This window comes from Rhodococcus sp. RCBS9 (genome assembly GCF_029457415.1).
Classification (GTDB): Bacteria; Actinomycetota; Actinomycetes; order Mycobacteriales; family Mycobacteriaceae; genus Rhodococcus_F; species Rhodococcus_F qingshengii.
Genome location: NZ_CP120422.1, coordinates 4890942 through 4917056 on the forward strand (window position 1 = coordinate 4890942; position 26115 = coordinate 4917056).

Sequence of the window (26115 nt, forward strand, 5' to 3'; positions counted from 1 at the left end):
CCGATGCGGGGCTGGTCAGTGGTGCTTAGAGAAAACGTGCTTGGAGAAAACGCGTCAGAAGATGCTCTGCGTGCGCCAGAGATCCGAGACGGAAACCCCGACACGCTCGAGAAGTGTTCGTACCAAAGGTAATCCGATACCGATGACACTCGAGGGATCACCCTCGATCCTCTCCACGAACCAGCCGCCGAGACTGTCGAGCGTGAATGCTCCGGCGACTTGGAGCGGCTCGCCCGTTGCCAGGTATGCCTCGAGATCTTCGGTGGACGGTTGCGCGAAATGAACCACTGTTGCGCTGTGATCCGAGGCCATGCGGACGATGCGGCCGTCGGCGACGCGTAGGACACAGTGCCCGGTCAAGAGAGTGGCGCTGCGTCCGGCCATTGCGGCCCATCGCTTTCGGGCGATATCGACGCTGCCCGGCTTGCCTTGAAGTTGCCCGTCGATCAGGAGCATCGAATCGCACCCGACAACGACTACGTCGGTGAGATTGTCGGCGGCAAGACCGGGAACGATCTCGGCGGCCTTGGCCTCCGCCAGTACCGTCACGACTTTTTCGGGGGCGGCGTCGGGTCCGAGGTTGTCGGCGATCTTGTCCTCGTCGACGCCGGAGACACGCACAAGCGGCGAAACCCCGGCCGCCCGCAGAACTGCGAGGCGAGCCGGGGACGCTGAAGCTAGAACCAGTTGAGTCACGTCAGCAGAGTGATCGTCAGCTGCGACGGATCGCGGGGTTCAGGTACGCGTACGGCGAGAACGGCGCACGCGTGCGGTGGAACTGAGTCGGATCGCCCCAGGTCTCCGCGGGAACGTTCGACTCGGGAGCTTGACCGCTGCCGGCAGCCGCAGCAAGCACGCTGACCAGTGCCGCGATCTCGACGTCGGTGGGCGAACCCTTGACGATCTTGATGACCGACGCGTCGGAGGTCGACGTCTCGGTCAGCTCCGTGAGCGAAGCATCCGTCGCGGTTCCCTCGACGACCGCACCGTTGGTCGGTGCAGTCTCCGCCAGTGCGACATCTTCGCTGAGAATGTCCTCGGTGGTTGCGGTCATAGGGGAATGTTCCCATGCTTCTTGGGCGGAAGGGAAACGGCCTTGCGCTCTAGCAGTCGCAATGCGGAAACGATTTGTCCGCGGGTGTGCGACGGAGGAATGACAGCGTCGACGTATCCGCGCTCAGCGGCGACGTACGGGTTGACGAGTGTGTCCTCGTACTCGTTCTGCAGCTTGAGGCGCAGTGCATCGACGTCTTCGCCGTTCTTCGCGGCTTCGAGAAGCTGCTTGCGGTAGACGAATCCGACTGCTCCGGATGCACCCATGACGGCGATCTGAGCGGTCGGCCATGCCAGGTTCACGTCGGCGCCCATGTGCTTGGAGCCCATGACGTCGTACGCTCCGCCGTAAGCCTTGCGGGTGATGACCGTGATCTTGCCGACCGTTGCTTCTCCGTATGCGTAGAGGAGCTTCGCGCCGCGGCGGATGATGCCGTTGTATTCCTGCTCGGTTCCGGGGAGGAAGCCGGGAACGTCGACGAGGGTGATGATCGGGACGTTGAACGCGTCGCAGGTACGCACGAAGCGAGCGGCCTTCTCCGAGGCGTCGATGTCGAGGCAGCCCGCGAACTGGGTGGGCTGGTTGGCGACGATGCCGACCGAGCGTCCGTCGACGCGACCGAAACCGACGATGATGTTCATCGCGCGCTCGGCCTGGACCTCGAGGAACTCGTCGTCGTCGAGGATGCGACGGATGACCTCGTGCATGTCGTACGGCTGGTTGGCCGAGTCCGGGATGAGGGTGTCGAGTTCGATGTCCTCGGCGGTCAGGCTGTCTTCGATCGAACCGACGATGGGGTCGGTGATCTCGCCGCGGGGAGCCGCTGCCTGGTTGTTGGACGGCAGGTAGCTGAGCAGGTCCTTGACGTAGTCGAGTGCGTCCTGCTCGCCGGAAGCGACGTAGTGGGCGACGCCGGACTTGACCATGTGGGTGCGAGCACCGCCGAGGTCTTCCATCGTGACGTCTTCACCGGTGACCGTCTTGATGACGTCGGGGCCGGTGACGAACATCTGGGAGGTCTCGTCGACCATCACGACGAAGTCGGTCAGTGCGGGGGAGTACACGTGGCCGCCGGCGGCGGGTCCCATGATCAGTGAGATCTGGGGGATGACACCCGAGGCCTGGACGTTGCGGTGGAAGATCTCGCCGTAGAGGCCGAGCGAGACGACGCCTTCCTGAATGCGCGCGCCTGCACCTTCGTTGATGCCGACGAGGGGCCGTCCGGTGCGGATCGCGAGGTCCATGACCTTGACGATCTTCTCACCGTAGATTTCGCCGAGCGATCCGCCGAAAACGGTGGCGTCCTGTGAGAAGACACAGACGTCGCGGCCGTCGATGGTGCCGTAACCGGTGACGACGCCGTCGCCGACCGGGCGGTTGTCAGCGAGACCGAAGTTCACGCTTCGGTGCCGTGCCAGTGCGTCGAGTTCGACGAAGGAGCCCTCGTCGAGGAGGGCGGTGATGCGCTCGCGGGCGGTCAGCTTGCCTTTGGCGTGCACCTTGTCGATGGCGGCTTCGCCGCTCGGTGCCTGCGCCTGGGCTTGGCGATTCCGCAGGTCCGCGAGCTTTCCCGCGGTCGTGTGGATATCGGGTGCGGCCGCCGCCTCCGGCGCGTTCGGCTCTTGGACAGTGGTCATGGACGTGAGCTTAACGAGAGTGCGTGGGGGGCTTCGAAGGCAGGTCCGATTGTCGCTGTCTTGCAGGCTCAAGCTACTGACCAGTACATTCTCGCCGTCGTCATAGGCTGGGGCTATGTGGACCGACTTGAACCGACCGCCCCTCGACGGCAATGCCCTACGACGCGCACTCGTGCGCAGTGACAACGACGACGCGCGCGTTTTCTGGAACCGCCTCGACGTTGTCGAGGAGACCGGTTCGACGAACGCGGATCTCCTTGCGCGAGCGGCAGATCCGGATGCCGACCGTCACGTTCTGATCGCCGAATATCAGGCGAGTGCCCGTGGCCGTCATTCGCGCACGTGGGTGAGTCCGCCGCAAGCGCAGATCTCGATGTCGGTTCTGCTGTCGATGCCCGGAATGAATCTCGCGGACATGGGTTGGCTCCCGCTACTGTCGGGAATCGCGGTCGTCGACGCGCTGCGCAACGTGGCCGAAGTGCCCGCAGAACTCAAGTGGCCGAACGACGTTCTCATCGGTGACAAGAAGGTCGCCGGCATTCTGGCCGAGGTGGCGAGGACGGCGCCCGATCCCGCGGTGGTGGTGGGGATCGGGCTGAACGTGAGCCTCGGCGTCGAGGAGTTGCCCGTCCCGACCGCTACGTCACTGCTGATCGAAGAAGCATCGACTGTCGACCGCGACACTCTCGTTCGCGCAATCGCCCGTGAATTGGCGACGCAATTCCGTGCTTGGGAATCGTCGAAATGGGATACATCTGTGTTGGCTGCCGAATACCGGCAGCGCTGCGGGACGCTGGGCAAACGAGTCCGCGCGGTCTTGCCGGGCGACAAGGAGGTGTTCGGTATCGCGACCGACGTCGACACTTCCGGACGCGTCGTCATCGAAATCGAGGGAACAGATGGGGAGACCTTTGCGGTCGCAGCGGGTGATATCACGCACCTTCGCGCCGCCCCGGTCACCGAATCGTGAACGTTGCCGGATTTTCTGGCACCAAAGTGCTAATTTTTGGCCCGGACCGGTTTTCGAACCAACCGTCCGTCCTTCATTTCACTCAACTGCGGGATTTACCGAGCTGCCTAGGGGCGTCATGACCACACCGATCGTTGTTCCGACCGAAGCCGAGACGGCCGAGAGCGCTCGCCGCGTACTCACCGGCGTGACGGTGCTGCTCGGTGTCCTCACATTGGGACTGGGTATCGCGGTACTCGCGTGGCCGGATGCCACGCTGTTCGTGGTCGCGGTTGTCATTGCGATCCAGTTGTTCGGATTCGGAATCGTTCAGATCATCCGTTCGTTTGCGGACGTGACGGCTTCGGGTGGAACTCGCACGCTCGTCGCGATCTCCGGCGCGTTGGCAGTGCTCCTCGGATTCCTGGTTCTCCGTAGCCCTTTGCAGACGGTGGTTCTGATCGCGTTGGTGATCGGTGCCTGGTGGGTATTCCGTGGCGTTCTCGATCTGGTCGACGCGGCGTCCGGGCACACCGTCGATCGCGGTCTGTCGATCGTGCTCGGAGTCATCAGCATCGTCGCGGGTGCAATCGTCCTTCTGCAGCCCGAACTCTCGCTCGACGTCTTCCGCATCGTGGTCGGCGTGTGGATGGTGCTGTACGGCATCATCATCGTCGTGACCCCGTTGGTGCTGCGAAAGATCGCGCAGCCCTGAGCGTTGCCCTGAAAGTCGGTGTGCCTGAAAGTCGGTGTGCCTGAAAGTCGGTGTGCCTGAAAGTCGGTGCGGGGTGGCAGACTTCCCGTCATGGGATATCCCGAAGACGCCCTCGCTCAGGACGAGGAACTGATACTGCATCGCCATCCTCATTGGAAGATGTTGGTGCTTCCGGCGCTGACGTTCGTACTTGCGACGGCCGTCGCCGGGTTCTTGCTGGGCCTCGCACAGACGAGATTGGACGGCACGGCTCGCACCGTGTCGTCCATTGCCGTCGGAATCATCTGGCTCGGTGTCGTGGCCTGGCGATCGGTTGCGCCGTTCACGGTCTGGAAGTTCACGCATTTCATCGTCACCGATCGGCGAGTGCTCATCCGCCACGGAGTGCTCACGCACACGGGTATCGACATTCCCATGGGACGGATCAGCAATGTTCAGTTCCGTCACGGCCTGATTGATCGAATGCTCAAGACCGGAACTCTGGTCATTGCATCTGCCAGTGACGATCCGCTCGAGTTCGACGACATTCCTGACGTCGAGCACGTTCACGCCCTGCTGTATCACCAGGTTTTCGATTCCATGCAGCAGCCACCATCGCAGGCACCGCAGTGGCCGTCAGGTGAAAACGACGACCCGAATGATCGAAATGGCTGGTAATCAACGTGCAAAGGCGTGTTGTCCGTAGTCTGTTCGTGTGACTGCCGTATTGCTAGCCGAAGACGACGAGGCCATTGCTGCACCCCTTTCCCGCGCCTTGGGGCGTGAAGGGTATTCGGTGACGGTCGAACCGACCGGACCCGCTGCGTTGCAGCAGGCGCTCGAAGGTGATTTCGACCTGTTGATTCTCGATCTCGGCCTTCCGGGCATGGACGGCCTCGAGGTCTGCCGACAGATTCGTGCGCATCGCACCTCGCTCGCCGTGCTGATGTTGACCGCCAGGACCGACGAAGTCGACTTCGTGGTCGGGTTGGACGCGGGCGCCGACGACTACGTCAGCAAGCCGTTTCGTCTCGCCGAGTTGATGGCACGTGTGCGAGCACTCCTGCGTCGCCACGGTGGCCGCGAGGACACGATCGTCGAGGTCGGTGGCATCAGGCTCGAGCCCGCGGCACGACGCGTACTCGTCAACGGCTCCGAAATCGCCTTGGCCAACAAGGAATACGAGCTTCTGCGGGTCCTCCTCGAGCACGCCGGTGAAGTGGTCTCGCGCGATACGATCCTTCGTGAGGTGTGGGGCGACGTCGAGCTTCGTGGATCGAAGACGCTCGACATGCACATGTCGTGGCTGCGCCGCAAGATCGGCGACGAGGGCCCCGCCGTGGAACGCAGGATTGCCACCGTCCGCGGTGTCGGTTTCCGAATCAACACCGACTAACTTCTCGAGAATCAGGAACTGCCGGCATGCGGCGTCGCATATTGCAGTCGATTCTCGCTGTCGTGATCATGACGGCGTTGCTGCTGGGGGTTCCGCTGATCTACACGGCGTGGCTCTGGGTGGAGGACGTGACGCGAAGTGATCTCCGGGTGCGCCTCGACCGGATGGCCGCTGAGGTCATCGCGCAAGAGGGGACGAACGGACTCGTCGAAGGTGCGTTGAACACAGATTCGCTCAAGGTTCTCACCCCGAACGACGGGCGCCTCGTCGTCGTGTATCCGACCGTCGTCGACGGCGCCGCACGCGTCGACGTGGGTGAGGCGACGGTCAAGAACGCACTCGTCGAATCGCTCGCGATGGGAACGTCCGGCTCGTTGCGCCTCGAGGTGCCGTCGGAGAACCTGCGCACCCAGCAGAAACAGGCGGTGATGGCTGTCGGCGTGCTCGTGCTTCTGTCCATCACGGCAGGCACCGTGGTAGCTGTGGTCACTGCGCGTCGGCTTGCCGATCCGCTGCAGGATGTGGCCGACCGGGCGGCGCGCCTCGCCGAAGGCGACTTCCGGCCGGATCCTCGTCGGCACGACATCCCCGAACTCGACCGCGTGTCCGACGTCCTCGATGCGGCAACCGTGGAGATCTCCGTGCGGCTGCAACGAGAGCGCGCGCTGGTTGCGGACGTCTCGCATCAACTGCGCAGTCGACTGACTGCAGTGCGGCTGCGCCTGGACGAGTTGTCCGTTCACGAAGATCCTGACGTCGTGAACGAGGCCGAGGAAGCCATGGCGCAAGTGGACAGGCTCACCGACGGAATCGACGACCTGATTCGCTCGTCGCGCACCAGTGGGTCATCGGCGAGTCTGGTGTCGGTAGTCGGCGAGCTGGAACAGGTGACTCGCGACTGGCAGGCTCAGTTCGACGGAGAGGGACGCAGGCTGCGCCTACGCGGCGATCGCACGGTGATGGCCGCGACCACAGGCTCGCGTCTGCGTGAAGCTGTTTCCGTTCTGGTCGACAATTCGTTCGAACACGGTGAAGGCACGTGCACGGTGTCTGTGCGATTGATCGACGGTACGGGTCGCAGTTCGTCTCGCCGTGACTCGATGGTGTGCGTCGAGGTCACCGACGAAGGCTCCGGTGTGGAGAACGATCTGGCGCCGCACATCTTCGACAGAGGATTTTCGGGGGCGGGGTCCACCGGCGTCGGGTTGGCGCTCGCACGTGCACTGATCGAAGCCGACGGGGGCCGACTGGAACTGCAGAGGCGTAAGCCTGCCTTGTTCGCCGTCTTCCTGCCGGTGGCCAACACGGCGCCGACCGCGGACGTCGTTCCGCGCCGCGAACCGCGCTGACCGAAAGGCCGGCGCAGACGGAAAACTCAGGAGTGCCCGAGCTCCTCTTCGGCGTCAGGAATTACCGGCTCAGGCGCTGTGGTTTCGGATAACGCTGTGGTTTCGGACAATCCTGTGGTGTCGGACAGTTCGAGCGGTTCCGGATTCTCGTCGGGAAACACGAACTTGCGGAAGGCCCAGAATCGGAACGCCATCTGCAGCAGGTTGCCGATGACATATGCACTGATGAAGTCGGCGATGTTCTCCGTCGCCAGGCTGACTTCGGGTACGCGCAGGTTGAAGACGTAACTGGAGATGTACAGCGGGATGAAGCTGATGACGACACCGATGGCGCTGATGATGAAGAACAGCGCAGCTTCGTGCGCTGGTTCACGGCCACCACGGTTCTTGAACGACCATTCGCGGTTGAGAATGTACGACGCGATCACCGCGACGACGCCGGCGATGATCTTGGCCGTGATCGGCTTGGATTCGAGGATCGACAGCTTGAGTGTGTAGAAGATGCCCGAGTCGATGAGGAAGGTCGTTCCGCCGACGATCGCGAATTTGATCAGCTCGCTGTGACGCAGAGCGATGTCACGAAACGGTTGGGGTATGCGGGCAATGACCCCGTCGACAAATGGCACAACAGATGAGTTTACGAAACGAAACCGCGTTACCACCAATTTGCCGCGGATTCATCAGCAGAATCACAGATTGGGAACGCTGAATGAACGGGCGAACGCGGCACATGACAACATAGAGAGCCGTGACCGGCAACAACGATCCCGCGCAGATCCCCGCCCGCCCGACCACCCCTCGACCGGCAAAAGCATCCATGCCCGTCGTCACCATGATCGGTGGCGGACAGTTGGCCAGGATGACTCACCAGGCTGCGGTGGCCCTGGGCCAGACGCTCCGAGTGCTCTCCGGGACTTCGGACGAGCCGGCAGCTCAGGTCAGCCCCGACGTCGTGCTCGGCAGCCACACCGACCTCGACGCTCTTCGCCGCGCAGCGGTCGGTTCCAATGCACTGACGTTCGACCACGAGCACGTGCCCACGGAGCATCTCGAGGTTCTTGTTGCCGAAGGCGTGAACGTTCAGCCGCCGCCGCAGGCTCTGATCTTCGCTCAGGACAAACTGCTGATGCGTCGCAAACTTGCCGAACTGGGCGCGCCCGTACCTGCGTACGCCGAAGTGACGTGGGCAGAAGACGTCGTGCGTTTCGGTGCCCAACACGGTTGGCCGCTTGTCATCAAGGCAACTCGCGGAGGCTACGACGGCCGCGGAGTCTGGATCACCGACGATCAGGACGAAGCAGAGGCCATTGTCACCGAGCAGCTGGACAAGGGTGTTCCGCTGATCGTCGAGGAAATGGTCTCGATGCGTCGGGAACTGTCCGCCATGGTCGCGCGGTCGCCGTTCGGCCAGGGCGCTACGTGGCCGGTCGTCGAGACCGTTCAGCGCAACGGCCAGTGCGCCGTCGTGATCGCACCTGCTCCCGCCCTTTCGAGTGCCGTTGCCGAGGAAGCCGAACAATTGGCGTTGCGCATCGCGTCCGAGCTCGGTGTTGTCGGCTCGATGGCCGTCGAACTCTTCGAGACGACTGACGGCACTCTCGTGGTCAATGAGCTGGCCATGCGCCCGCACAACTCCGGTCACTGGACGATGGACGGCGCTCGCACCTCTCAGTTCGAACAGCATCTGCGTGCAGTTCTCGACTACCCGCTCGGCGACACCTCGCCGATCGCGCCGGTAACGGTGATGGCCAACGTTCTCGGTGCACCGGAAGCACCCGAGATGACGATGGACGAGCGTGTCCATCACCTGTTCGCTCGGATGCCCGACGCGAAGATCCACCTGTACGGCAAGGGTGAGCGCAAGGATCGCAAGATCGGTCACGTCAACATCGTGGGCGGCGCCGGATCCATCGACGATCCGAATTACGTTGCCGCAGTACGGGAACGCGCCGAGCGTGCAGCACATTGGCTTTCGTATGCAGTTTGGACCGACGGATGGGATGTACACGGTGAGTGAGAGCGCGCAGGTCGGCCTGATCATGGGCAGCGATTCGGATTGGCCGACCATGGAAGCTGCAGCCGAAGCTTTGGCCGAGTTCGGTATCCGCTTCGAGGTCGGTGTCGTCTCGGCGCACCGCACGCCTCAGCGGATGCTCGACTACGCCAAGGAAGCTTCCGACCGCGGAATCAAGGTCATCATCGCCGGTGCCGGTGGCGCCGCGCACCTTCCGGGCATGGTTGCCTCGGCTACGCCGTTGCCGGTCATCGGTGTTCCGGTGCCGCTCAAGTACCTCGACGGTATGGATTCGCTGCTCTCGATCGTGCAGATGCCGGCCGGCGTCCCGGTCGCGACGGTCTCGATCGGTGGCGCTCGCAACGCCGGTCTGTTGGCTGCTCGGATCCTCGGCGCTTCGGACCCTGCACTTCAGCAGCGGATGGTGGCCTTCCAGGAGAGCCTCGAGTCGATGGTCCTCGACAAGGACAAGTCGCTCCGCGAGAAACTGCTGGGCTGATTCTCTCGTGTGTGCACGACGCGGGCTGCCGCTGATCCGAGCGAGTCGGGGCAGCGCGCAGTCCGCGTTCGTCACCCGCATCGCCCTGTTCTACGCCGGGATTCTCCGCGCGGACATCCGCTTCGACGACGAGTCCGGGATCTTCGTCGCTTCCGGGCTGCGCAGCGGGTTCGCCAGAGGGGGAACAACTCTCGGTGGTGTGTATCTCACGCGGCGAAACACGACGCGATCCGTCCTTCGCCACGAGGCAGTCCACGCGGACCAATGGGCCAGGTACGGAATCATATTCGGGTTGTTGTACCTGCGTGAGGAACTGCGTCATCGCGGGCCGCGCAACCGCTTCGAAATCGAGGCCGGTCTCGAAGACGGCGGTTACCGCACCTGAGTGAGAGCTCGTCAGTAAAAGCTACTCTTGGCGGCATGGCTCGTTTTCCGACTAGTGAACGCTTCGTCCGTTGGAGCGCGGATCATGCTCGCGGTGTGGACATCTGCATTGCGACGGTTGCCGCACTGTTCAGCGTTGTCGTGGCGGTCGAGGCGAGTCCGCTGGCGGTGTTCATCTCGCTGGGTATGACCGTTCCGTTGGCGTGGCGACGCTCGCGCCCCGAACTCTCCGGCATGGTGATCGCAGGGTTCGCAGTTCTACACGTGATCTTCATCGGCAACACACTGCTCGCATCGGCCGTTGTCGTACCCATCTCCCTGTACGCGCTGGCCGCTTACGGCGCTCGGTGGAGTTCACTCACCGGGCTGGTGCTCGCGTTGCTCGGCTCGATTGCCGGGACTGTTCGATACTTCGGCTACGACGGAATCCCGGTGTCCTCGCAGGTCATGCAGTCCGTGGCCGTCATGATCTTCATGCTCGCGGTCTGGGCGTTCGGTGATTTGCGTCGAGTTCGCACCAAACAATTGGAAGGTCTGACCGAGCGCGCACGGTTGCTCGAACTCGAGCGTGCGCAGGAAGCGGAAATCGCGACGATCAGCGAACGCTCGAGGATTGCGCGCGAGATGCACGACATCGTCGCGCATTCGTTGACCGTTGTCATCGCTCAGGCCGACGGTGGACGCTACAGCGCGGCCAAGGATCCTCAGGCTGCAATTCAGGCACTCGAAACAATTGCCTCCACCGGCCGCCAAGCGTTGACCGACATGCGATCGCTGCTGTCCGTCCTGCGTGAGGACACGCCCCGTGATTTCTCGGTGATCCCGGGCGCCGGCGACATCGACAGTCTCTTCCACGAGTTACGCAGCAGCGGACTCGACATCGCCGTCAGCGTGACCGGGGAACCACGCGAACTCTCTGCGGGTGCGGGGTTGACGGCGTATCGCATCGTGCAGGAATCGCTGACGAACGTTCTCAAACATGCGGGGCCTGGAGCACAGGCGAGCGTCGAGATGACATGGGCTGAAACCGAACTCGTTCTCGGTATCACCGACGACGGACGAGGCGGCAGCGCCGCGCTGGTCGAATCGTCACCAGGCGGACAGGGACTGATCGGAATGGCCGAGCGAGCCAAGCTGCACGGAGGCAAAGTGACCGCCGGACCGAAATCAGGCGGCGGATACAGCGTCCGGGCCGTCTTGCCGTACGAACGAACGTCTGGGTAGGTCTTGAAACGTCCGAAGGTCTTAAGGTGAGTGGCATGGACGAACACGTGGCTCCGATCGCAGTGGCACTGATCGACGATCAGCAGCTGGTCCGCGCAGGTTTTCGAATGGTCATCGACTCACAGCCGGATCTGTCGGTGGTTGTCGAGGCTTCGGACGGTCAGCAGGCGCTGACCGAGTTGGCCGCCCGTCATGTCGACGTCGTTCTGATGGATGTCCAGATGCCGAAGATGGACGGCATCGAGGCGACTCGTCGGCTCCTGGCCGACCCCGATGCGCCGAAGGTCGTGGTGCTCACCACCTTCGACAACGACGAGTACGTGATGTCGGCTATCCGGGCGGGCGCCAGTGGTTTCCTGCTCAAGGACGTGCCACCGGAGCAGTTGCTCGACGCCATCCGCACCGTGCACCGCGGGGACGCGGTGATCGAAGCCCGGGCCACTCGGCGACTGCTTCAGCACGTCGGGCCACTCCTGGAAGGCTCGGCGCCCGAAGCGCAGTTGCCCGAAGAGTTGACGCCGCGCGAGGTCGAGGTGCTCGAAGCCATGGCGTACGGGCTGTCGAATTCGGAGATCGCTGCGAAATTCCACGTCTCCGAGACGACAGTGAAAACCCATGTCGGACGGGTTCTTTCAAAGACTCATTCTCGTGATCGTGTACAGGCAGTCGTCTTCGCCTTCCAGATCGGACTCGTCCGGCGCGCAGATCTCCTCGGCACCGAGGGCTGACACGCCGCCCTGTCCAGTCCTACCCCGGGATGACACCGGGCTCTCCAAGATCGCCCCGCACTCCGACGCGGAGACCACTTGCGCTGCAATAACGTCGATTCCGTCATAGCGAGAAGCTTTACGGAGGGCAAAAAATGCATGCGCACACCACGACGGAACCAGCCGCAGTGCCGGCGATCACTGCCCGCGGTGTCACCAAGGTGTACGGCACCGGTGAGACCACGGTTCACGCGCTCGGCGGAGTCGACGTGGACTTCGGTCGCGAGCGGTTCACCGCGATCATGGGCCCGTCCGGCTCCGGAAAGTCGACGCTCATGCACTGCCTGGCCGGACTCGACACGGTCTCGGGTGGGCAGGTTTTCCTGGGCGACACCGAAGTCACGAAACTCGGCGACACGGAGCTCACCGAACTGCGACGCGAGCGGATCGGATTCGTCTTCCAAGCGTTCAACCTGCTACCGGTGCTCACTGCTCGGGAGAACATGCTGCTGCCGATGAAGCTGGCAGGTAGTGAACCCTCGTCCGAGTGGATGGACGAGGTGATCGGAAAGCTGGGCCTGTCGCAGCGCCTCGACCACCTGCCGCACGAGTTGTCCGGCGGTCAGCAGCAACGTGTAGCTGTCGCCCGTGCATTACTGCCCCAGCCCGACGTGATCTTTGCCGACGAGCCTACCGGCAACCTGGATTCCCGTTCCGGGACAGAGGTTCTGGGACTCTTGCGCACCAGTGTCCGGGAGACCGGTCAGACGGTCGTGATGGTGACACACGATCCGGTGGCGGCGTCGTACGCGGATCGAGTCGTGTTGATCGCGGACGGGCGTATAGCCGGAGAGATCGACCATCCCACCGTCGACTCGGTGATCGGTGCCATGCGAGCTCTCGGTGCAGACGACCTGGCCGATGTTCCTGCAGTTTCGGGTGCACTGCGATGAGAGGTCTGGCTTTTGCGCAGGCGCGGGCACATGCCGGGCGCTATGTGGCGTCGATACTCGCGGTGGTGATCGCCGTCGGATACATCGTCGCGACTTTGACCTTGAGCTCGACGGTCGACGCGAGTGTGAGCAAATCACTTGCGACGCAATACGAAACCACAGATGTCGTCGCGTCCGGTCCAGGCGTGACAGAAGCACTGCTGAGCGCGGTGCCGGGCGTCTCGGCGGTGGCCGACGACGTGTCGACCTATGTTCGTGTCGACTCCGAGGCAAAGGGCGCGTCCTACGGGGATGCGCTCTCGATTGCCGACAATCCCGAATTGCGTTGGGAGAAGGTGTCGGAGGGATCGATTCCGGCCGGTCTGGGGCAGGTGTTGGTGAGCGCGGACTCCGGGATACCGATCGGTGCCCGAATCACAGTCACGGCACGGGATTCGACGGTCGGTGCCGCCGCACCCACCGCGGAGGTAGTCGGACTGGTCGACCTCTCCGGTTCGGCGCAACGACTGGGCGGGATCAAGATATTCACCACCGCCGAGCAGGTGAGCGCGTGGGCCGGTGACAGTGCCGAACGTGAGTTCCGTGTCGCCGGTGACGGTTCACGCTCTCAGCAAGAACTCGTGGATTCGATCTCGAGCGCGTTGCCCGCGGACTCCACCGTGCTGACCGGCGAAGAAGCCACAGACAACGCCGCAGCCGAATACATGGGCGGCACCAAGATCCTCAGCACGGTGTTGCTCGCCTTCGGCGCCATCGCCGTTGTTGTTGCCGCGCTGGTGATCGCCAATACATTTGCCGTGCTGCTCGCGGCGCGCACTCAGGAACTTGCGTTGCTGCGATGCGTCGGCGCCACGGCCAAACAGGTTCGCCGGAGCATTCGCAGTGAAGCCGCGGCGGTCGGCGTGATCGCCTCGGTGATCGGCGTCGGACTCGGTGTCGGACTTGCCTGGGCAATCGGTCGCGTAGCAACGGCCGCAGATGTGCCGGTTCCTCTTTCGTCACTGAGCGTCACCCCGGTGACCGTGCTCGTCGGTCTTGCCGTCGGCATCGTGATGACGATGCTCGCTGCATCTGCGCCCGGGCGGGCGGCAACGAGGCTCTCCCCGCTGGCAGCACTGCAGCCGATGGAGTCCAAGCCCGAGAGCGTTCAGGTATCGGTGGTGCGCCGGGTTCTCGGCGTCGTGACCCTGCTCGCGGGCATCGCGATGACCGTCCTGGGAGTGACGAATCAGCAGGTGCCGGCCGCAACCGCCGGTGGATTGTTCTCGTTCCTGGGGATCGCGGCACTGTCCGGTCGAATCGTGCCTGCACTGATCAATGCGGCCGGCGGAGTGTTGGCGAGACTGATCGGTCCGGTGGGAAGCCTGGCAGCAGGCAACGCCGGTCGGAACCCACGCCGCACCTCGGCGACGGCCACCGCATTGTTGATCGGTGTTGCCTTGACGAGCACGCTCGTCGTGGGAATCGCGACGGTCAAGGAAGCCGCACCCGCGGCGATGGACAGTCAATTCCCCGTCGACGTCATGGTGAGCAGTTCAGGTTCGGCACCGCTTCCCGCAGGGTTGGGCACAGACATCGCCGCGGTCAACGGTGTCGGCGCGGTGAGCGGTCTGGACAAGGCCGAACTGACGATCGACGGGCGCGGTTCGTTGGCCGGATTCGGCGTCGACGCTGCGCGGGTGAAAGATGTTCTGCGTACCGAGATCTCGGTACCCGCGGCCGGTCAGTTGGTGCTCTCGCCCGCTGACCTGACCGAATACAAGCTCTCGGCGGGCGATACGGCGACGGTGCGTGGGGATCGCGGCGTCGTGAACGTCAGCGTGGTCGAGGGCGTGAAAGGTCAACCAGCACTACTGGATCGAGGCGATCTCGGTGCAGCGGCCACCGTGCCGACCACCGATTCGTACTGGGTAAGGCTGGGGACGGATACTGACGAACAGGCTTTGGCCGCCACCGACCGCATCACCGAACTGGCACGCCAGGAAGCGCCGGGCAGCGATGTTCAGGGCATGACCGAGATGCGTTCAGCTCTCGATTCGATCCTCGACACCATGCTCATGGTGGTTGCCGGATTGCTGTCGGTAGCGGTGTTGATCGCTTTGATCGGCGTCGGAAACACCATGGCACTGTCCGTTCTCGAACGGCGCCGCGAATCCGGACTGCTTCGCGCACTCGGTCTGACCAAGAAGGGAATTCGAGCCATGTTGATCTGGGAAGCGCTGCTCGTCGCAGGAGTCGCATCGGTGATCGGAGTGCTGTTCGGGATGGTGTTCGGTGTAGCCGGTACCGCATCGGTTTTCGGGATCGAGGACGTCGCCCTCAGCGCAGTGCCGTGGGTGCAGTTGGTAGCCATCGTGTTGATCGGCGGAATCTGCGGTGTGATCGCGTCACTGCTCCCCGCTAGGCGGGCGGGGCTGGTGTCACCGGTGACAGCTCTCGCGAGCTAGCGTTCAGAACTGTTTCGTGACCTTCTCGGTGCCCACTCGGCGCGCGGTAGCTTCCGCGTCCGGGTGGGCCACCTGCACGAGTGAGGCACCCGCGGCGAGAACTGCCAGAAGCCCGTCGATCAATTCGTCTGCCGTGTCCCACGTGCGACTGGAGAGGACACGATCCGTCGACACCAATTCGACGTTCTTCGCCGATGCCCGTGCCGCGTCGATCGTGTCCGCTACGGACCGGCCTTCCAGCGCCGAACCGGCTCCGGCGCTACGGAACTGGTCGCCGTGCACACGGATGGAGGTTGCGTAGTCGGCGACGCCGAGCGGAAGATCGCTCAAACCTTTGCCGAACGCGTCGAGTGAGAGTGCGGCTACCTCCGGTACGTCCGCAACATCGTCCAGTCGGTCCGCAGTGACAAAAGCCAGTTCGGCGTCGGCGTCGGGGGAGAGGACCACCTCACCGCCTGCCCACCACACACCCAGCAAGACGGCGACGCTCTGCCAGTGCGCGGGAAGCAGCACGGCAACTTTGCCGCCGGGCTCGAGAGCGAACTCGTCGCGGACCATATTCGCTGTCTTTGCCGCCCAGTTGGCCAGAGTGCTCGCAGACAATTCGATGCGCTCGCCGGTGGCGTCGTCGTAGTAGGTCACGCGAGGGCCGGCCGGGTCGGCAGCCAGGATCGGTCCGAGGAGGGCGTCGGTCAGGTTGTCTACAGGCGAAGGCACGTCGTCAGCTTACGCAGCCGCTCAGTTCACACAATTTTTCAGTTGACACAGCGCGGGCCGTTGGAGGCCGCGTCGATCGGCGGACCGGGAGGGGCGGGAGTGGGGCTGGTCTCGGTGGTGCTCGACGATTCAGTCGTGCTTGTCGCTCCTTCGGACGGGGATACCGCGTCCGCGGACTGCGGGCCGCTGTAGTCCTCGGCAATGACAACCCGAACCTTGCCCGAGGACAATGACGAATCCGCCTTGACCGTCAGACCGCCGAGTGCCTCGGCCACCGCGAGTGCTGCGTCGTCGTCCGCGGACTTTGCGAACACCGTCGATTCGGTGACGTCGGAGCCGGTGTTGTTGCCGACCTGACCCTGCTTGTACCCGAGGGCACTCAACGCTTCGGAAACCCCGCTGGCCAACCCTGCGATGTCACTGGCGTTTGCGACGTCGACCGTGATCGAGGTCGCATTCACCGTGGTCGGTGCTTCGGAGGTCTCCTCCGAGTCCTCGCTGTCGGCGCCGACCAATCCCGCGATGTACTTCTTGACGGCCTTGGGATCGACCTTGACGATGGACTCGCCGTAATCGGTCATGCCGTTGATGTCGAGAACGGGAATTGTCTCGAATTGCACCTTGCCGCCAGCCAGATTCTGCAACTGCTTGGCGAACTCGATGATGTCCCAGTCGTCGTCGATCACGACGGAACGCTGGACAGCCGAGGTCAGCTGACTGAGCTTGCCGGGGTCACTGAGGGTTTTTGCGCTGAGTACCTTGCTGACGAGAGAAGCCATGAACACCTGCTGGCGAACGATCCGGTCCAGGTCGCCGCGAGGAAGGTCGTGTCGTTGTCGCACGAAGCTCAGCGCGTCGGCGCCGTCGAGTGTCTGTTTCCCGGCCGCGAAATTGGCTCCGGACATCGGTTCGTCTACCGGCGCGTTGAGGCACACGTCGACTCCGCCCACTGCGTTGGTCAGCAGGACGAATCCGAGTAGTCCGACTTCGGCGTAGTGATCGACGGTGATGCCGGTCAGATTCGCCACCGCTCCGATGAGCGCGGTCCGGCCGGCTTCCGTCGACTTCTTGTCTGCGTCGCTGTCGGACGACCCATTGTTGACCAACTTCAGCCGCTCGGTTTCCTTGGTGGCACCGAACGCGGCGTTGATCTTCGACATACCGATACCCGGGACGTTGACGTACGCGTCGCGGGGAATCGAGATCGCGGTCGCGGAACTCCCGTCGTTGGGGACGCGGATCAAGATGATGGTGTCGGTATTGGACGCAACTTCCTCACCTGCGCGCAACGAGTCGAGCTCGCTTTGTGAGAGCGGGTTGCCGTGCGCGTCGGTTCGACTGTCCGTTCCCACCATCAGAATGTCGATTGCTCCGTCCTTGCCGCCACCGAGGCCGAGTCCGCTGGCAGTGGCAAGGCTGTTTCTCAACGAGTCCACACCCCGCCATGCGAACCCGGTGACCAGCAGTACGAGCACGGACAGCACCGCGACCGCTATGCGAGCCGGGCTCGTCTTGGTCCGAATCGGCGCAGGTCGTGGACGCGCGCGGCGCTGCGGTTGCTGGTGGGACACCCCTTCAGGTTACTGGTCCGATGCTCGGCCGCGGGTACCTCGACGCGGCGTGCCAGACTCAACCGTGTGACGAATATCCTGCTCACCGGCGCCCGAGGGCAGCTCGGAACACGTATCGATGCTCTCGCAACGTCGGCGGGTCACACTGTGACGGCCGTCGGTTCCCGCGAGCTCGACATCACCGACAGCCGCGCGGTTGACGACTTCGTCTCGCCTGATTCGGTGCTGATCAACTGCGCTGCGTACACGGCCGTCGATGCTGCCGAGACCGACCAGGAGGCGGCGAGGGCGGTCAACGAGATCGGACCGCGGAATCTCGCGCAAGCCTGTGCGCGGGTGGGTTCGCGGTTGATCCACGTTTCGACGGACTACGTCTTTCCGGGCGATGCAAGCTCGCCATACGACGTCGATGCACCGACCGGTCCCGCGACGGTCTACGGCCGAACCAAACTGGACGGCGAGATCGCTGTTCGAGAGTCGGGGGCTGACGCGGCCGTTGTCCGCACCGCGTGGGTGTACTCCGGTGTCGGCACGGATTTTGTCGCCACGATGAGAAGGCTCGAAGCCGAACGCGAATTCGTGAACGTCGTGGACGACCAGATCGGGTCACCCACGTACAGCGTCGATCTGGCCGGCGGCATCGTCGAACTCGCGCTGCTGGACTTCACGGGTGCGTCGACATTCCACGTGACCAATGGCGGGCAAGCAAGTTGGTACGAGTTGGCGCGAGCTGTTTTCGAGGAGATCGGCGCAGACCCTGCTCGGGTGCGCCCGTGCAGCAGTGCGGAGTTCGTACGCCCTGCCCCGCGCCCTGCATATTCGGTCTTGTCCGAGCGCGCGTGGGTTACCGCGGGAATGACGCCGCTGCGTCCGTGGCGAGAGGCTCTGCACGCCGCTCTGGCGTGAGCATTGTTCGGGGCAGTAGCCGCGGACGGCTAGGCTGACCGGCGTGAGTCCCAAGCTGGCCGTGGTAACGGTGACCTACTCGCCAGGCGAGCATCTCGAGAATTTCTTGAGCACGCTCGCTGTGGCGACGACAGAAAAACCCCAGGTCATCATGGCCGACAATGGGTCGACCGATGGTGCCCCCGAGGCTGCCGATGCCAGGTACGAGCATGTCCGTCTGCTTCGAACCGGCGGAAACATCGGGTACGGGGGAGCGATAAATCGGGCTGTAGCGGAGATCGATTCGTCGATCGAATTCGTCGTGATTTCCAACCCGGACGTCCAATGGGCACCCGGTTCACTCGACGAATTGGTGGCTGCGGCAAATCGGTGGCCAAGGGCCGGTGCACTGGGGCCGAAGGTCCTCGAACCGGACGGCAGTGTCTATCCGTCGGCGCGAACGGTGCCCGACATCACCTCGGGCGTCGGGCACGCGTTGCTCGGTACCGTATGGCCGAAGAACCCGTGGACTGCTCGTTACCGTCAGGAGAACGAGGCCGTCACCGAGCGTGCAGTGGGGTGGCTTTCCGGGTCGTGCCTGCTGGTGCGACGCGACGCCTTCGACACCATCTCCGGTTTCGACTCTCGTTACTTCATGTACATGGAGGACGTGGACTTCGGTGACCGCCTCGGAAAAGCCGGGTGGCTCAACGTATTCGTCCCCTCGGCCGTCGTCACCCATGCCAAAGGCCATGCGGCAGGACGTCATCCGGAACTGATGTTGCCTGCCCATCATCGCAGTGCGTACCAGTTCCAGGCTGATCGCCATCCGCACTGGTGGCAGGCTCCGCTACGACTTGCCTTGCGCGGTGGCCTCGCGGTGCGATCCAAGATCGCCGTAGCTTCTGCAGTTCGCGAGCGCGCTCGCACCGACAACTCGACCGACAACCCATCAGTTTCGAACCACGGGGGAAAATGATGTCCGATCCGAATCCGACCGACGCCGTAATCCTGGTAGGCGGCAAAGGCACTCGGCTGCGTCCGCTGACGCTGTCGGCACCCAAGCCGATGCTTCCGACCGCCGGCCTGCCGTTCCTGACGCACCTGCTCGCCCGCATCGAGGCAGCCGGAATCAAGCACGTCGTGCTCGGAACGTCCTTCAAGGCAGAGGTATTCGAGGACTACTTCGGCGACGGCTCCAAGATGGGCCTCGAGATCGACTACGTCTTCGAGACCGAACCGCTGGGCACCGGTGGCGGAATCCGCAACGTTCTGCCGAAGTTGCGCGGTGACAACGTCATGGTGTTCAACGGCGACGTGCTCGGTGGCACCGATCTGAACGGCATTCTCGAGACCCACGAGAAGACGGACGCCGACGTGACCCTGCATCTGGTTCGTGTGGGAGACCCGCGAGCATTCGGTTGTGTTCCGACCGACGAGGACGGACGAGTCTCGGCATTCCTGGAGAAGACTCAGGATCCGCCGACGGATCAGATCAACGCCGGCTGCTACGTCTTCAAGCGCGAGATCATCGAACAGATCCCCGAAGGACGACCGGTATCGGTCGAGCGCGAGGTGTTCCCGAATCTCCTGGCCGAGGGCAAGCGGGTGTTCGGCCACGTCGACTCGTCGTACTGGCGTGACATGGGAACCCCCGAGGACTTCGTTCGCGGTTCCGCCGACCTGGTGCGAGGTATCGCACCTTCGCCGGCTCTCGAAGGTCCGCGCGGCGAGTCGCTGGTTCACCCCGGGGCCGGAATCGCGCCGGGCGCTGTTCTGATCGGCGGCACGGTTGTCGGTCGAGGCGCAGAAGTTGGTGCAGGCGCTCGCCTCGACGGTGCAATTCTCTTCGACGGCGCCGTTGTGGAAGCCGGGGCGGTGGTCGAACGATCGATCCTCGGATTCGGCGTCCGTATCGGACCCCGAGCGCTGGTCCGCGACGCTGTCATCGGCGACGGCGCGGACATCGGTGCGCGGTGTGAATTGTTGCGCGGCGCACGCGTGTGGCCGGGGGTGACGCTGCCGGACGGTGGCGTGCGCTTCAGCACAGATGTGTGATCGTTAGCTGACCTACTGGAATACTGGCGGGTATGACTTCTCTTCCGAGCCGTTACGTTGCCCTCGGTGACTCGTTCACCGAGGGCGTCGGCGACGCCGACGAACGATTCCCCAACGGTCTGCGCGGGTGGGCAGACCGAGTGGCCGAGCAGCTGGCGGTGAACAATCCCGACTTCCGCTACGCCAACCTGGCGATTCGTGGTCGCCTACTCGGACCGATCATCGACGAGCAGTTGGAACCCGCTCTGGCGTTGAAGCCCGATCTGGTGACCATCTACGCCGGCGGAAACGACATGATGCGTCCGAAGCTCGACATCGATGCGATGGTCGCCCGCTACGATTCGGCAATCGGTCAGCTCACTGCATCCGGCGCTCGGGTTCTGATGTTCACCGCGTACGACACCGGATGGTCCGCCTTCTTCGGCAAGCTCCGCGGACGTCTGGCGATCTACAACGAGCTTGTTCGCGAGGTGGCCGACCGCCACGACGCGACCCTCGTCGACTTCTGGCGATTCTCCGAATATCAGGACCTTCGGATGTGGGACTGGGATCGCCTCCACATGTCGCCCTCCGGGCACGAGAACATGGCGACGCGTGTGCTCGACGTGCTCGGCGTCGAACACGGATTGACCCCGCCCGATCTCGGGCCTGCGCCGGTTCTCACGAAAGCCGAAACTCGTCGCGAGGATCGTCAATGGGCGCGAGAGTTCTTGGTGCCGTGGGTAGCTCGGCGCGTGAAGGGAACATCTTCGGGCGACGGCGTGAGCGCCAAGCAGCCCCAGCTTTCTCCGATTCAGTCCTGATTCTTGCGCTGACGGGCGAGCGCGACCAGGTGGTCGATGGTCTCGCGTTCCGCTGTAGGTGGGAGCGCGTCCACCGGCCACCATCTGAGGTCGGTGGACTCTGCGCTGCGGACGATATGTGAATTGTCCGGCGCCACAACAAGAAACCGTAGATCGAGATGGCGAGTCGGTACTCCGAGTGAGCACGTGATCGGATGCGTGTGGGCGGAGAGTAGGTCCGCGTCTATCCGAACGTCGTGAATTCCGGACTCCTCGCGAGCTTCCCGCAATGCCGCATCTACCACCGTCTCGTCGTCGGGCTCGCAGTGGCCGCCGAGCTGAATCCACCTGCCCACCTTGGGATGCAGGGTCAGCAAGACGTGGCAGCCACTCTCGTCGAGAACGAGAGACGACGCGGTGATGTGTCCCGGTGCGTGGCGACGAAGGCAGCCGTCCGGAGCCGAATCGAGGAACGCGAGCATCGTGTGCCGCAATGATTCGTCCGCTTCGGAGGACGTCTCCCAGCCCTCCAGGACGCCCTTGGCGGAGGCGTGCAGCGATTCGGCTGACATGGACCTACAGCTCCACCAACGCGTCCCCGGGGGCGGAGACAGAGCGCGGAGTCAGTGGTTCGAGGGGGTGCCCGATTGCGATGGCACCGAGTGGCTGCCAATCCGCCGGGAGATCGAGTTGTTCGCGTACGAGATCGGCGGCGAAGATCGTCGATCCGATCCAGCAGCTTCCCACGCCGCGGGTGGCCAACGAGACCAGCAGTCCCTGCACTGCCGCGCCGGCGGCGACCGTGAACATCGTCGACTCCGCCGCGGTTCGTCCGGCATCCGGATAACTGTGTGCGCCATCGGGCACGCAGAAGGGAATGACGACCTCGGGGGCGTCGAACAGGATGTTTCCGCGGGCAACCCGGGCCTCGACGGATTCGTCACTGCGACCGTCGGCGCGAAGATCGGCGGCCCACTTCTCGCGCATCTGCTCGAGAAGAGCCGTGCGGACCGACTCCGTGCGTAGCCACACGAATCGAACCGGTCTCGTGTGGTGCGGTGCGGGAGCGGTGAGTGCCTCGGCGATCGAGCTGCGAATGATCTCCGCGTCGACGGGATCACTTGCGAACTGTCGGACCGATCGACGCAACAGCAGCGCCTGGCCACGGCCCATCGCCGTAGCTTCCTCGGTGCCCAGCCAGAACAGATCGTCCGGGCCGCGGCGAATCAGATCCTGGCCACTCGAACCGTCGTCCTCGAACCGAAGCCCACGAACGACGGCGACGGGAACGCCGCCCAGCTTGCCCTTGACCAAGTCGCCCGCAGCGGCGATTTCGTCCGCGATCGCGATCTCGGTGACGATCAGATCGTTGCCCTGACTGTCCTGTGCTCCGAGGTAGCCGTGCAGGACCGGAATGCCGGAGGAACCGATTGCGGCGTCGGTCTGCCCGTTGCGCCACGCACGACCCATCGTGTCGGTGACGACGACGGCGACGGACTTGCCCGTGCTCTCGAGAATTCGGGCGCGCAGACCCGCAGCGCTCGCATCTGGATCCACGGGGAGCAGCGCCAATTCGGCACCGTCGACGTTGGAGCCGTCGATGCCCGATGCGGCCTGCACGATTCCGAGTTTGTTCTCGGTGATCAGAGTGCGGCCCTTGCGTGCCACGACGCGGACGGCTTCCTGATCCACCAGGAGGCGTCGTGCCGCGTCGCGCTCTTCCGGATCGGTCGGTGAGGAAACGATGCGACCCTCGACTTTGGAGAACACCTTGCTCGTGACGACAACGACGTCGCCGCTCTCGAGCCACGGCGTCGCGTCGACGACAGCGGTGGCCAAGTCGTCTCCGGGCCGGAACTCGGGAAGCCCGAGCACGGGAATGACTTCGATTGCGGCGCCGGGGGAGTGATCACCGGGAGAGTGATTTCTGTCGCGGCTTGCTTCGGTTCCGGGCTCGGTCACAGTTCGACTCCGGCGATCTCGAAAGCCGTGCGAACCATTTTCGCGGTCTCTTCGGGGGACGTCATCAAAAGTGGGATGCTTCGCACGTCCACCCCGTCGATGTCGGCCGTGTCACCTTCGTCGACGAGCCAGCCGTCGAGAATGCCGTTGATCGAACGAGCTCCGTAGTGGCGACCGATCGCCTCCGAAGTCGTCTCGACCCCGATCACCTCGAGGCACTCGTCAGCCATGCCGCGCAACGGTTTTCCGCCGATGACGGGGGAGAGGCCGACAACCTTGGCCGCGGTTGTTCGCAGGGCACCGCGAATGCCGGGCACCGCGAGGATCGCGCCGACGCTCACGACGGGATTGGACGGTGCGATCAGCACGATGTCGGCACCGTCGATCGCCTCGACCACCCCTGGCGCGGGCTTGGCCTGCTCGGCGCCGACGTGAGCGAAGCTGTGCGTTTCCACCTGTGCCCGATGGCGTACCCACCACTCCTGGAAATGAATCGCCTTCTGCTCACCGTCTTCCGGATCGGTGATCACGACGTGTGTTTCGCTGCGGTCGTCGCTCACGGGAAGCAGTGCGACACCGGGATTCCAGCGATTGCACAACGCTTCGGTGATCGCGGACAACGGATATCCCGTGCGGAGCATCTGGCTGCGAATCAAATGCGTTGCGATATCGCGATCTCCGAGGCCGAACCAGTCCGGCTTCGCTCCGTATGCCGCGAGTTCTTCTTTCGCATTCCAGGTTTCGCCGGCGTGCCCCCACCCGCGTTCGGTGTCGATACCGCCGCCGAGTGTGTACATACAAGTGTCCAGATCGGGGCAGATGCGCAGACCGTGCATCCACACGTCGTCCCCGACGTTGACGACGGCCGTGATGCGATGTGGGCCTTCGTATTTCTCGAGGGATTCACCACCGGCGATTCCGAGCGCGTTTTGAACACCTTGAAGGAAACGGGCCCCGCCGACGCCGCCAACCAATACAGTCACGTTCACGACAACAGAGCCTAGGCGGTCGGCGCGTCGTCGTGTCTGGCGGGCAGAAGGTCCCGTCAATTGAGGGCCGGAATACTAATGGATTCATCTCGTTTAGCTTGACCGCGACACGCTGGACGTGTGTAATCTCAAATGTGTCATTCCAACCGCTACTTGTGAGTTCACTTGCAGCGGGGCCGGTTTCGAACACAGTTTCGAACGGTCGACGGGGTGGGGTTGAAGATGGAGTGAAAATTCTGCGCTATTACAGGTGAGGAGGCGGAACGATGCCCAATGAAAATGTCGAGATCAGTTCTCTCGCAATGACAGTAAGCGACGAACCGCAGACCGATTCCCGAGCAGGCGCAGCAGAAGGTGCCTGCAGCAGTGAGTTCGACGGTATGAGTACTCGGCCAGTGCTGAGTCTCGTCACCGGCTTCGAAGAATTGTTCGACACCATCGAGGATCAGTGGCAGGAGCGTGCTCTCTGCGCGCAGACCGATCCCGAAGCGTTCTTTCCTGAAAAGGGAGGATCGACGAGGGAAGCAAAACGGATCTGCCTCGGTTGTGAAGTTCGTGACGAGTGCCTCGAGTACGCGCTCGCGAACGACGAACGGTTCGGAATCTGGGGAGGGTTGTCCGAGCGCGAGCGTCGGCGACTCAAGCGGGGGATCATCTGATCTGCTGCTGAATCGGTTCTGTCAGCGTCGGGGCTGACGGGCGGTCTTCGAAAGTCTGACCTGCAACGGGGAATTGCAGGTCAAGCAACGACTGTTTTGTTCTTCGTGTGGATTTACTTCTTCGTGTGACATCAGTTTTTTCGTCTGACAGTGCGTCAGTCCTCGTCGGGCAGTATCAGTCCTCGTCGGGCAGCGTGGGGTCGATGACCTGTGGGTCGACGCCCAGATACGTGCCGACTTGATGGACCAACACGTCGTGCACCAGATCCGTGAGTTCTTCCGGATCCTTCGCTCGCTGCTCCAATGGGCGGCGAAACAGCACAATTCTTGCGCGAGTCGTATTTCCGTGACGGTCGATTCCGGCCGGAATCAGTCGTGACAGTGGAACCGGGCCGTCTGCGATGACCTCCGGCGGCCATGTGACGGACTCCGGATCGTGCGCGTGAATCTTCGGAACTTCGTCCACTGCGATGTCGAGTTTCGTCAGCCGGTCGTGCCATGCGAGGTCGACGGGAGAGAAGGCGTCGAGCACCAGGAGATCGAACTTCTCCGCGCGGGTACGCCTGGCGGGCACCTCCGGGGGAAGTAGCGGTCCGCGCAGGCCACGGCCGTGTCGCTCGATGGAACGAGTAGTGACCGAGCGTCGGCGGCGGGCTTGTGGCATGGCGCCAGATTACGACAGGAGAAACTGCTCGGTGTGTCCGAGTAGGTTCCGGACGTGGGGAGGGCTAGGCTCCGTACCTGTGAGATCTCTGCGTCGCTGCTGCCGCCCCGGGTGCAAGAACCCCGCCGTCGCGACGCTTACGTATGTCTACTCGGACTCCACTGCGGTTGTCGGGCCGCTGGCAACCGTCGCCGAGCCCCATTCATGGGATTTGTGTGACACTCACGGCTCTCGAATCACCGCCCCCAAGGGGTGGGAACTCGTCCGCCACGAAGGCGGATTCGCGTCGAGTACTCCCGACGAAGACGATCTGACCGCTTTGGCCGAAGCTGTACGTGAGGCCGGTCTCGGAGATCGCAGCAAGTCCAACGTCGATGCAGATGAGGACATACGTCCCGCAGCTCCGAGTACTGCCCGTACAGGGCGTCGTGGACACCTACGCGTTCTGCCCGACCCGTCCAACTGACGCGAGATTCGTCGCCGTAGACGCTAGGCTCGACCGAGTACTTCCACACCCGAGT

28 protein-coding genes are annotated in these 26115 nt (G+C 63.4%); 18 read left to right on the top strand and 10 right to left on the bottom strand.

Features of this window, described 5'->3' with window-relative positions:
• Positions 1 to 54 precede the first annotated feature (54 nt).
• The 3 genes from P0M12_RS22910 to P0M12_RS22920 are packed head-to-tail and all read right to left on the bottom strand — an operon-like array spanning position 55 to position 2691.
• Positions 55 to 696 carry a nucleoside triphosphate pyrophosphatase gene (locus P0M12_RS22910; RefSeq protein ID WP_007731146.1) on the bottom strand — a complete coding sequence of 214 codons (642 nt, stop codon included), beginning with the start codon at positions 694 to 696 and terminating at the stop codon, positions 55 to 57.
• Between the two features lie 16 nt (positions 697 to 712).
• The gene (locus tag P0M12_RS22915) at positions 713 to 1054 is read right to left on the bottom strand and encodes an acyl-CoA carboxylase epsilon subunit (RefSeq protein ID WP_007731147.1); all 342 of its coding nucleotides are present in this window, start codon (positions 1052 to 1054) and stop codon (positions 713 to 715) included.
• Positions 1051 to 2691: an acyl-CoA carboxylase subunit beta gene (locus P0M12_RS22920; protein ID WP_003940853.1), complete on the bottom strand. Its 1641-nt coding sequence runs from the start codon at positions 2689 to 2691 to the stop codon at positions 1051 to 1053. The genes P0M12_RS22915 and P0M12_RS22920 overlap by 4 nt, the downstream gene beginning before the upstream one ends.
• A 115-nt stretch (positions 2692 to 2806) precedes the next feature.
• Between P0M12_RS22920 and P0M12_RS22925 the strand changes: the two genes are divergently transcribed.
• The 5 genes from P0M12_RS22925 (at position 2807) to P0M12_RS22945 (ending at position 7079) form a co-directional block, all read left to right on the top strand.
• Positions 2807 to 3661 carry a biotin--[acetyl-CoA-carboxylase] ligase gene (locus tag P0M12_RS22925; protein ID WP_003940755.1) on the top strand — a complete coding sequence of 285 codons (855 nt, stop codon included), beginning with the start codon at positions 2807 to 2809 and terminating at the stop codon, positions 3659 to 3661.
• A 118-nt stretch (positions 3662 to 3779) separates the two neighbouring features.
• Complete coding sequence (locus P0M12_RS22930; RefSeq protein ID WP_003941007.1) at positions 3780 to 4355, top strand: DUF308 domain-containing protein; 576 nt, start codon at positions 3780 to 3782, stop codon at positions 4353 to 4355.
• A 90-nt stretch (positions 4356 to 4445) separates the two neighbouring features.
• Positions 4446 to 5012 (top strand): PH domain-containing protein, encoded by a 567-nt coding sequence (locus P0M12_RS22935; protein ID WP_003941034.1) that lies wholly within the window; start codon positions 4446 to 4448, stop codon positions 5010 to 5012.
• 37 nt (positions 5013 to 5049) lie between these two features.
• On the top strand, positions 5050 to 5730 hold the full coding sequence (locus P0M12_RS22940; protein WP_003940916.1) for a response regulator transcription factor: 681 nt from the start codon (positions 5050 to 5052) through the stop codon (positions 5728 to 5730).
• 26 nt (positions 5731 to 5756) lie between these two features.
• Positions 5757 to 7079, top strand: coding sequence for a HAMP domain-containing sensor histidine kinase (locus tag P0M12_RS22945; protein WP_003940828.1), 1323 nt, complete (start codon positions 5757 to 5759; stop codon positions 7077 to 7079).
• A gap of 26 nt (positions 7080 to 7105) precedes the next feature.
• Here the strand turns inward: P0M12_RS22945 and P0M12_RS22950 are convergent, their stop codons facing one another.
• Complete coding sequence (locus P0M12_RS22950; RefSeq protein ID WP_064688941.1) at positions 7106 to 7705, bottom strand: GtrA family protein; 600 nt, start codon at positions 7703 to 7705, stop codon at positions 7106 to 7108.
• 122 nt (positions 7706 to 7827) lie between these two features.
• On the opposite strand from P0M12_RS22950, the gene P0M12_RS22955 reads away from it, so the two are divergent.
• The 7 genes from P0M12_RS22955 (at position 7828) to P0M12_RS22985 (ending at position 15307) form a co-directional block, all read left to right on the top strand.
• Positions 7828 to 9096 (top strand): 5-(carboxyamino)imidazole ribonucleotide synthase, encoded by a 1269-nt coding sequence (locus P0M12_RS22955; protein ID WP_047271712.1) that lies wholly within the window; start codon positions 7828 to 7830, stop codon positions 9094 to 9096.
• Positions 9080 to 9592 (top strand): 5-(carboxyamino)imidazole ribonucleotide mutase, encoded by a 513-nt coding sequence (purE, locus tag P0M12_RS22960; protein ID WP_037129065.1) that lies wholly within the window; start codon positions 9080 to 9082, stop codon positions 9590 to 9592. Before P0M12_RS22955 ends, purE begins: the two co-directional genes overlap by 17 nt.
• 7 nt (positions 9593 to 9599) lie before the next feature.
• Positions 9600 to 9977 carry a hypothetical protein gene (locus P0M12_RS22965; protein ID WP_218748893.1) on the top strand — a complete coding sequence of 126 codons (378 nt, stop codon included), beginning with the start codon at positions 9600 to 9602 and terminating at the stop codon, positions 9975 to 9977.
• Between the two features lie 35 nt (positions 9978 to 10012).
• Entirely contained in the window at positions 10013 to 11200 is a 1188-nt protein-coding gene (locus P0M12_RS22970) for a sensor histidine kinase (protein ID WP_007731164.1), read from the top strand.
• Between the two features lie 35 nt (positions 11201 to 11235).
• Complete coding sequence (locus tag P0M12_RS22975) at positions 11236 to 11928, top strand: response regulator transcription factor (protein ID WP_003940960.1); 693 nt, start codon at positions 11236 to 11238, stop codon at positions 11926 to 11928.
• A gap of 134 nt (positions 11929 to 12062) precedes the next feature.
• Positions 12063 to 12860 carry an ABC transporter ATP-binding protein gene (locus P0M12_RS22980; protein WP_007731166.1) on the top strand — a complete coding sequence of 266 codons (798 nt, stop codon included), beginning with the start codon at positions 12063 to 12065 and terminating at the stop codon, positions 12858 to 12860.
• Positions 12857 to 15307 carry an FtsX family ABC transporter permease gene (locus P0M12_RS22985; RefSeq protein WP_275231479.1) on the top strand — a complete coding sequence of 817 codons (2451 nt, stop codon included), beginning with the start codon at positions 12857 to 12859 and terminating at the stop codon, positions 15305 to 15307. Before P0M12_RS22980 ends, P0M12_RS22985 begins: the two co-directional genes overlap by 4 nt.
• A 3-nt stretch (positions 15308 to 15310) precedes the next feature.
• On the opposite strand, the gene P0M12_RS22990 is transcribed toward P0M12_RS22985, so the two are convergent.
• Positions 15311 to 16024, bottom strand: coding sequence for a TIGR03089 family protein (locus P0M12_RS22990; protein ID WP_003940786.1), 714 nt, complete (start codon positions 16022 to 16024; stop codon positions 15311 to 15313).
• Between the two features lie 38 nt (positions 16025 to 16062).
• Positions 16063 to 17547 (bottom strand): LCP family protein, encoded by a 1485-nt coding sequence (locus P0M12_RS22995; protein ID WP_346772268.1) that lies wholly within the window; start codon positions 17545 to 17547, stop codon positions 16063 to 16065.
• Between the two features lie 114 nt (positions 17548 to 17661).
• Between P0M12_RS22995 and rfbD the strand changes: the two genes are divergently transcribed.
• The 4 genes from rfbD to P0M12_RS23015 are packed head-to-tail and all read left to right on the top strand — an operon-like array spanning position 17662 to position 21341.
• Complete coding sequence (gene rfbD, locus P0M12_RS23000) at positions 17662 to 18501, top strand: dTDP-4-dehydrorhamnose reductase (protein WP_042450118.1); 840 nt, start codon at positions 17662 to 17664, stop codon at positions 18499 to 18501.
• Between the two features lie 43 nt (positions 18502 to 18544).
• The gene (locus P0M12_RS23005) at positions 18545 to 19459 is read left to right on the top strand and encodes a glycosyltransferase family 2 protein (protein WP_277376877.1); all 915 of its coding nucleotides are present in this window, start codon (positions 18545 to 18547) and stop codon (positions 19457 to 19459) included.
• A complete protein-coding gene (locus P0M12_RS23010; protein ID WP_037125580.1) occupies positions 19456 to 20538 on the top strand; it encodes an NDP-sugar synthase in 1083 nt (360 codons plus the stop codon). The genes P0M12_RS23005 and P0M12_RS23010 overlap by 4 nt, the downstream gene beginning before the upstream one ends.
• Positions 20539 to 20570: 32 nt before the next feature.
• The gene (locus tag P0M12_RS23015; RefSeq protein WP_003940765.1) at positions 20571 to 21341 is read left to right on the top strand and encodes an SGNH/GDSL hydrolase family protein; all 771 of its coding nucleotides are present in this window, start codon (positions 20571 to 20573) and stop codon (positions 21339 to 21341) included.
• Here the strand turns inward: P0M12_RS23015 and P0M12_RS23020 are convergent.
• From P0M12_RS23020 to cofD, 3 genes are read right to left on the bottom strand one after another with little or no spacing between them, the layout of a single operon-like run.
• A complete protein-coding gene (locus tag P0M12_RS23020) occupies positions 21332 to 21892 on the bottom strand; it encodes an NUDIX domain-containing protein (protein WP_003940680.1) in 561 nt (186 codons plus the stop codon). The genes P0M12_RS23015 and P0M12_RS23020 overlap by 10 nt on opposite strands.
• A 4-nt stretch (positions 21893 to 21896) precedes the next feature.
• Positions 21897 to 23282, bottom strand: a complete 1386-nt coding sequence (locus P0M12_RS23025) for a coenzyme F420-0:L-glutamate ligase (protein ID WP_003940947.1) — start codon at positions 23280 to 23282, stop codon at positions 21897 to 21899.
• Complete coding sequence (gene cofD / locus P0M12_RS23030; RefSeq protein WP_003940958.1) at positions 23279 to 24271, bottom strand: 2-phospho-L-lactate transferase; 993 nt, start codon at positions 24269 to 24271, stop codon at positions 23279 to 23281. Before cofD ends, P0M12_RS23025 begins: the two co-directional genes overlap by 4 nt.
• Before the next feature lie 380 nt (positions 24272 to 24651).
• Between cofD and P0M12_RS23035 the strand changes: the two genes are divergently transcribed.
• Positions 24652 to 24930 (top strand): WhiB family transcriptional regulator, encoded by a 279-nt coding sequence (locus tag P0M12_RS23035; RefSeq protein WP_020907098.1) that lies wholly within the window; start codon positions 24652 to 24654, stop codon positions 24928 to 24930.
• A 175-nt stretch (positions 24931 to 25105) separates the two neighbouring features.
• On the opposite strand, the gene P0M12_RS23040 is transcribed toward P0M12_RS23035, so the two are convergent.
• The gene (locus P0M12_RS23040; RefSeq protein ID WP_003940797.1) at positions 25106 to 25594 is read right to left on the bottom strand and encodes a metallopeptidase family protein; all 489 of its coding nucleotides are present in this window, start codon (positions 25592 to 25594) and stop codon (positions 25106 to 25108) included.
• Positions 25595 to 25673: 79 nt separating this feature from the next.
• Between P0M12_RS23040 and P0M12_RS23045 the strand changes: the two genes are divergently transcribed.
• Entirely contained in the window at positions 25674 to 26060 is a 387-nt protein-coding gene (locus P0M12_RS23045) for a DUF3499 domain-containing protein (protein WP_007731177.1), read from the top strand.
• The last annotated feature ends 55 nt before the right edge of the window (positions 26061 to 26115 follow it).

Bases quoted from the DNA above. Each gene is read 5' to 3' on its own strand.
- P0M12_RS22915 (WP_007731147.1), bottom strand. From the start codon at position 1,054: ATGACCGCAACCACCGAGGACATTCTCAGCGAAGATGTCGCACTGGCG.
- P0M12_RS22920 (WP_003940853.1), bottom strand. From the start codon at position 2,691: ATGACCACTGTCCAAGAGCCGAACGCGCCGGAGGCGGCGGCCGCACCC.
- P0M12_RS22925 (WP_003940755.1), top strand. From the start codon at position 2,807: ATGTGGACCGACTTGAACCGACCGCCCCTCGACGGCAATGCCCTACGA.
- P0M12_RS22930 (WP_003941007.1), top strand. From the start codon at position 3,780: ATGACCACACCGATCGTTGTTCCGACCGAAGCCGAGACGGCCGAGAGC.
- P0M12_RS22935 (WP_003941034.1), top strand. From the start codon at position 4,446: ATGGGATATCCCGAAGACGCCCTCGCTCAGGACGAGGAACTGATACTG.
- P0M12_RS22945 (WP_003940828.1), top strand. From the start codon at position 5,757: ATGCGGCGTCGCATATTGCAGTCGATTCTCGCTGTCGTGATCATGACG.
- purE (WP_037129065.1), top strand. From the start codon at position 9,080: ATGTACACGGTGAGTGAGAGCGCGCAGGTCGGCCTGATCATGGGCAGC.
- P0M12_RS22970 (WP_007731164.1), top strand. From the start codon at position 10,013: ATGGCTCGTTTTCCGACTAGTGAACGCTTCGTCCGTTGGAGCGCGGAT.
- P0M12_RS22975 (WP_003940960.1), top strand. From the start codon at position 11,236: ATGGACGAACACGTGGCTCCGATCGCAGTGGCACTGATCGACGATCAG.
- P0M12_RS22980 (WP_007731166.1), top strand. From the start codon at position 12,063: ATGCATGCGCACACCACGACGGAACCAGCCGCAGTGCCGGCGATCACT.
- P0M12_RS22985 (WP_275231479.1), top strand. From the start codon at position 12,857: ATGAGAGGTCTGGCTTTTGCGCAGGCGCGGGCACATGCCGGGCGCTAT.
- P0M12_RS23010 (WP_037125580.1), top strand. From the start codon at position 19,456: ATGATGTCCGATCCGAATCCGACCGACGCCGTAATCCTGGTAGGCGGC.
- P0M12_RS23015 (WP_003940765.1), top strand. From the start codon at position 20,571: ATGACTTCTCTTCCGAGCCGTTACGTTGCCCTCGGTGACTCGTTCACC.
- P0M12_RS23020 (WP_003940680.1), bottom strand. From the start codon at position 21,892: ATGTCAGCCGAATCGCTGCACGCCTCCGCCAAGGGCGTCCTGGAGGGC.
- P0M12_RS23035 (WP_020907098.1), top strand. From the start codon at position 24,652: ATGAGTACTCGGCCAGTGCTGAGTCTCGTCACCGGCTTCGAAGAATTG.
- P0M12_RS23040 (WP_003940797.1), bottom strand. From the start codon at position 25,594: ATGCCACAAGCCCGCCGCCGACGCTCGGTCACTACTCGTTCCATCGAG.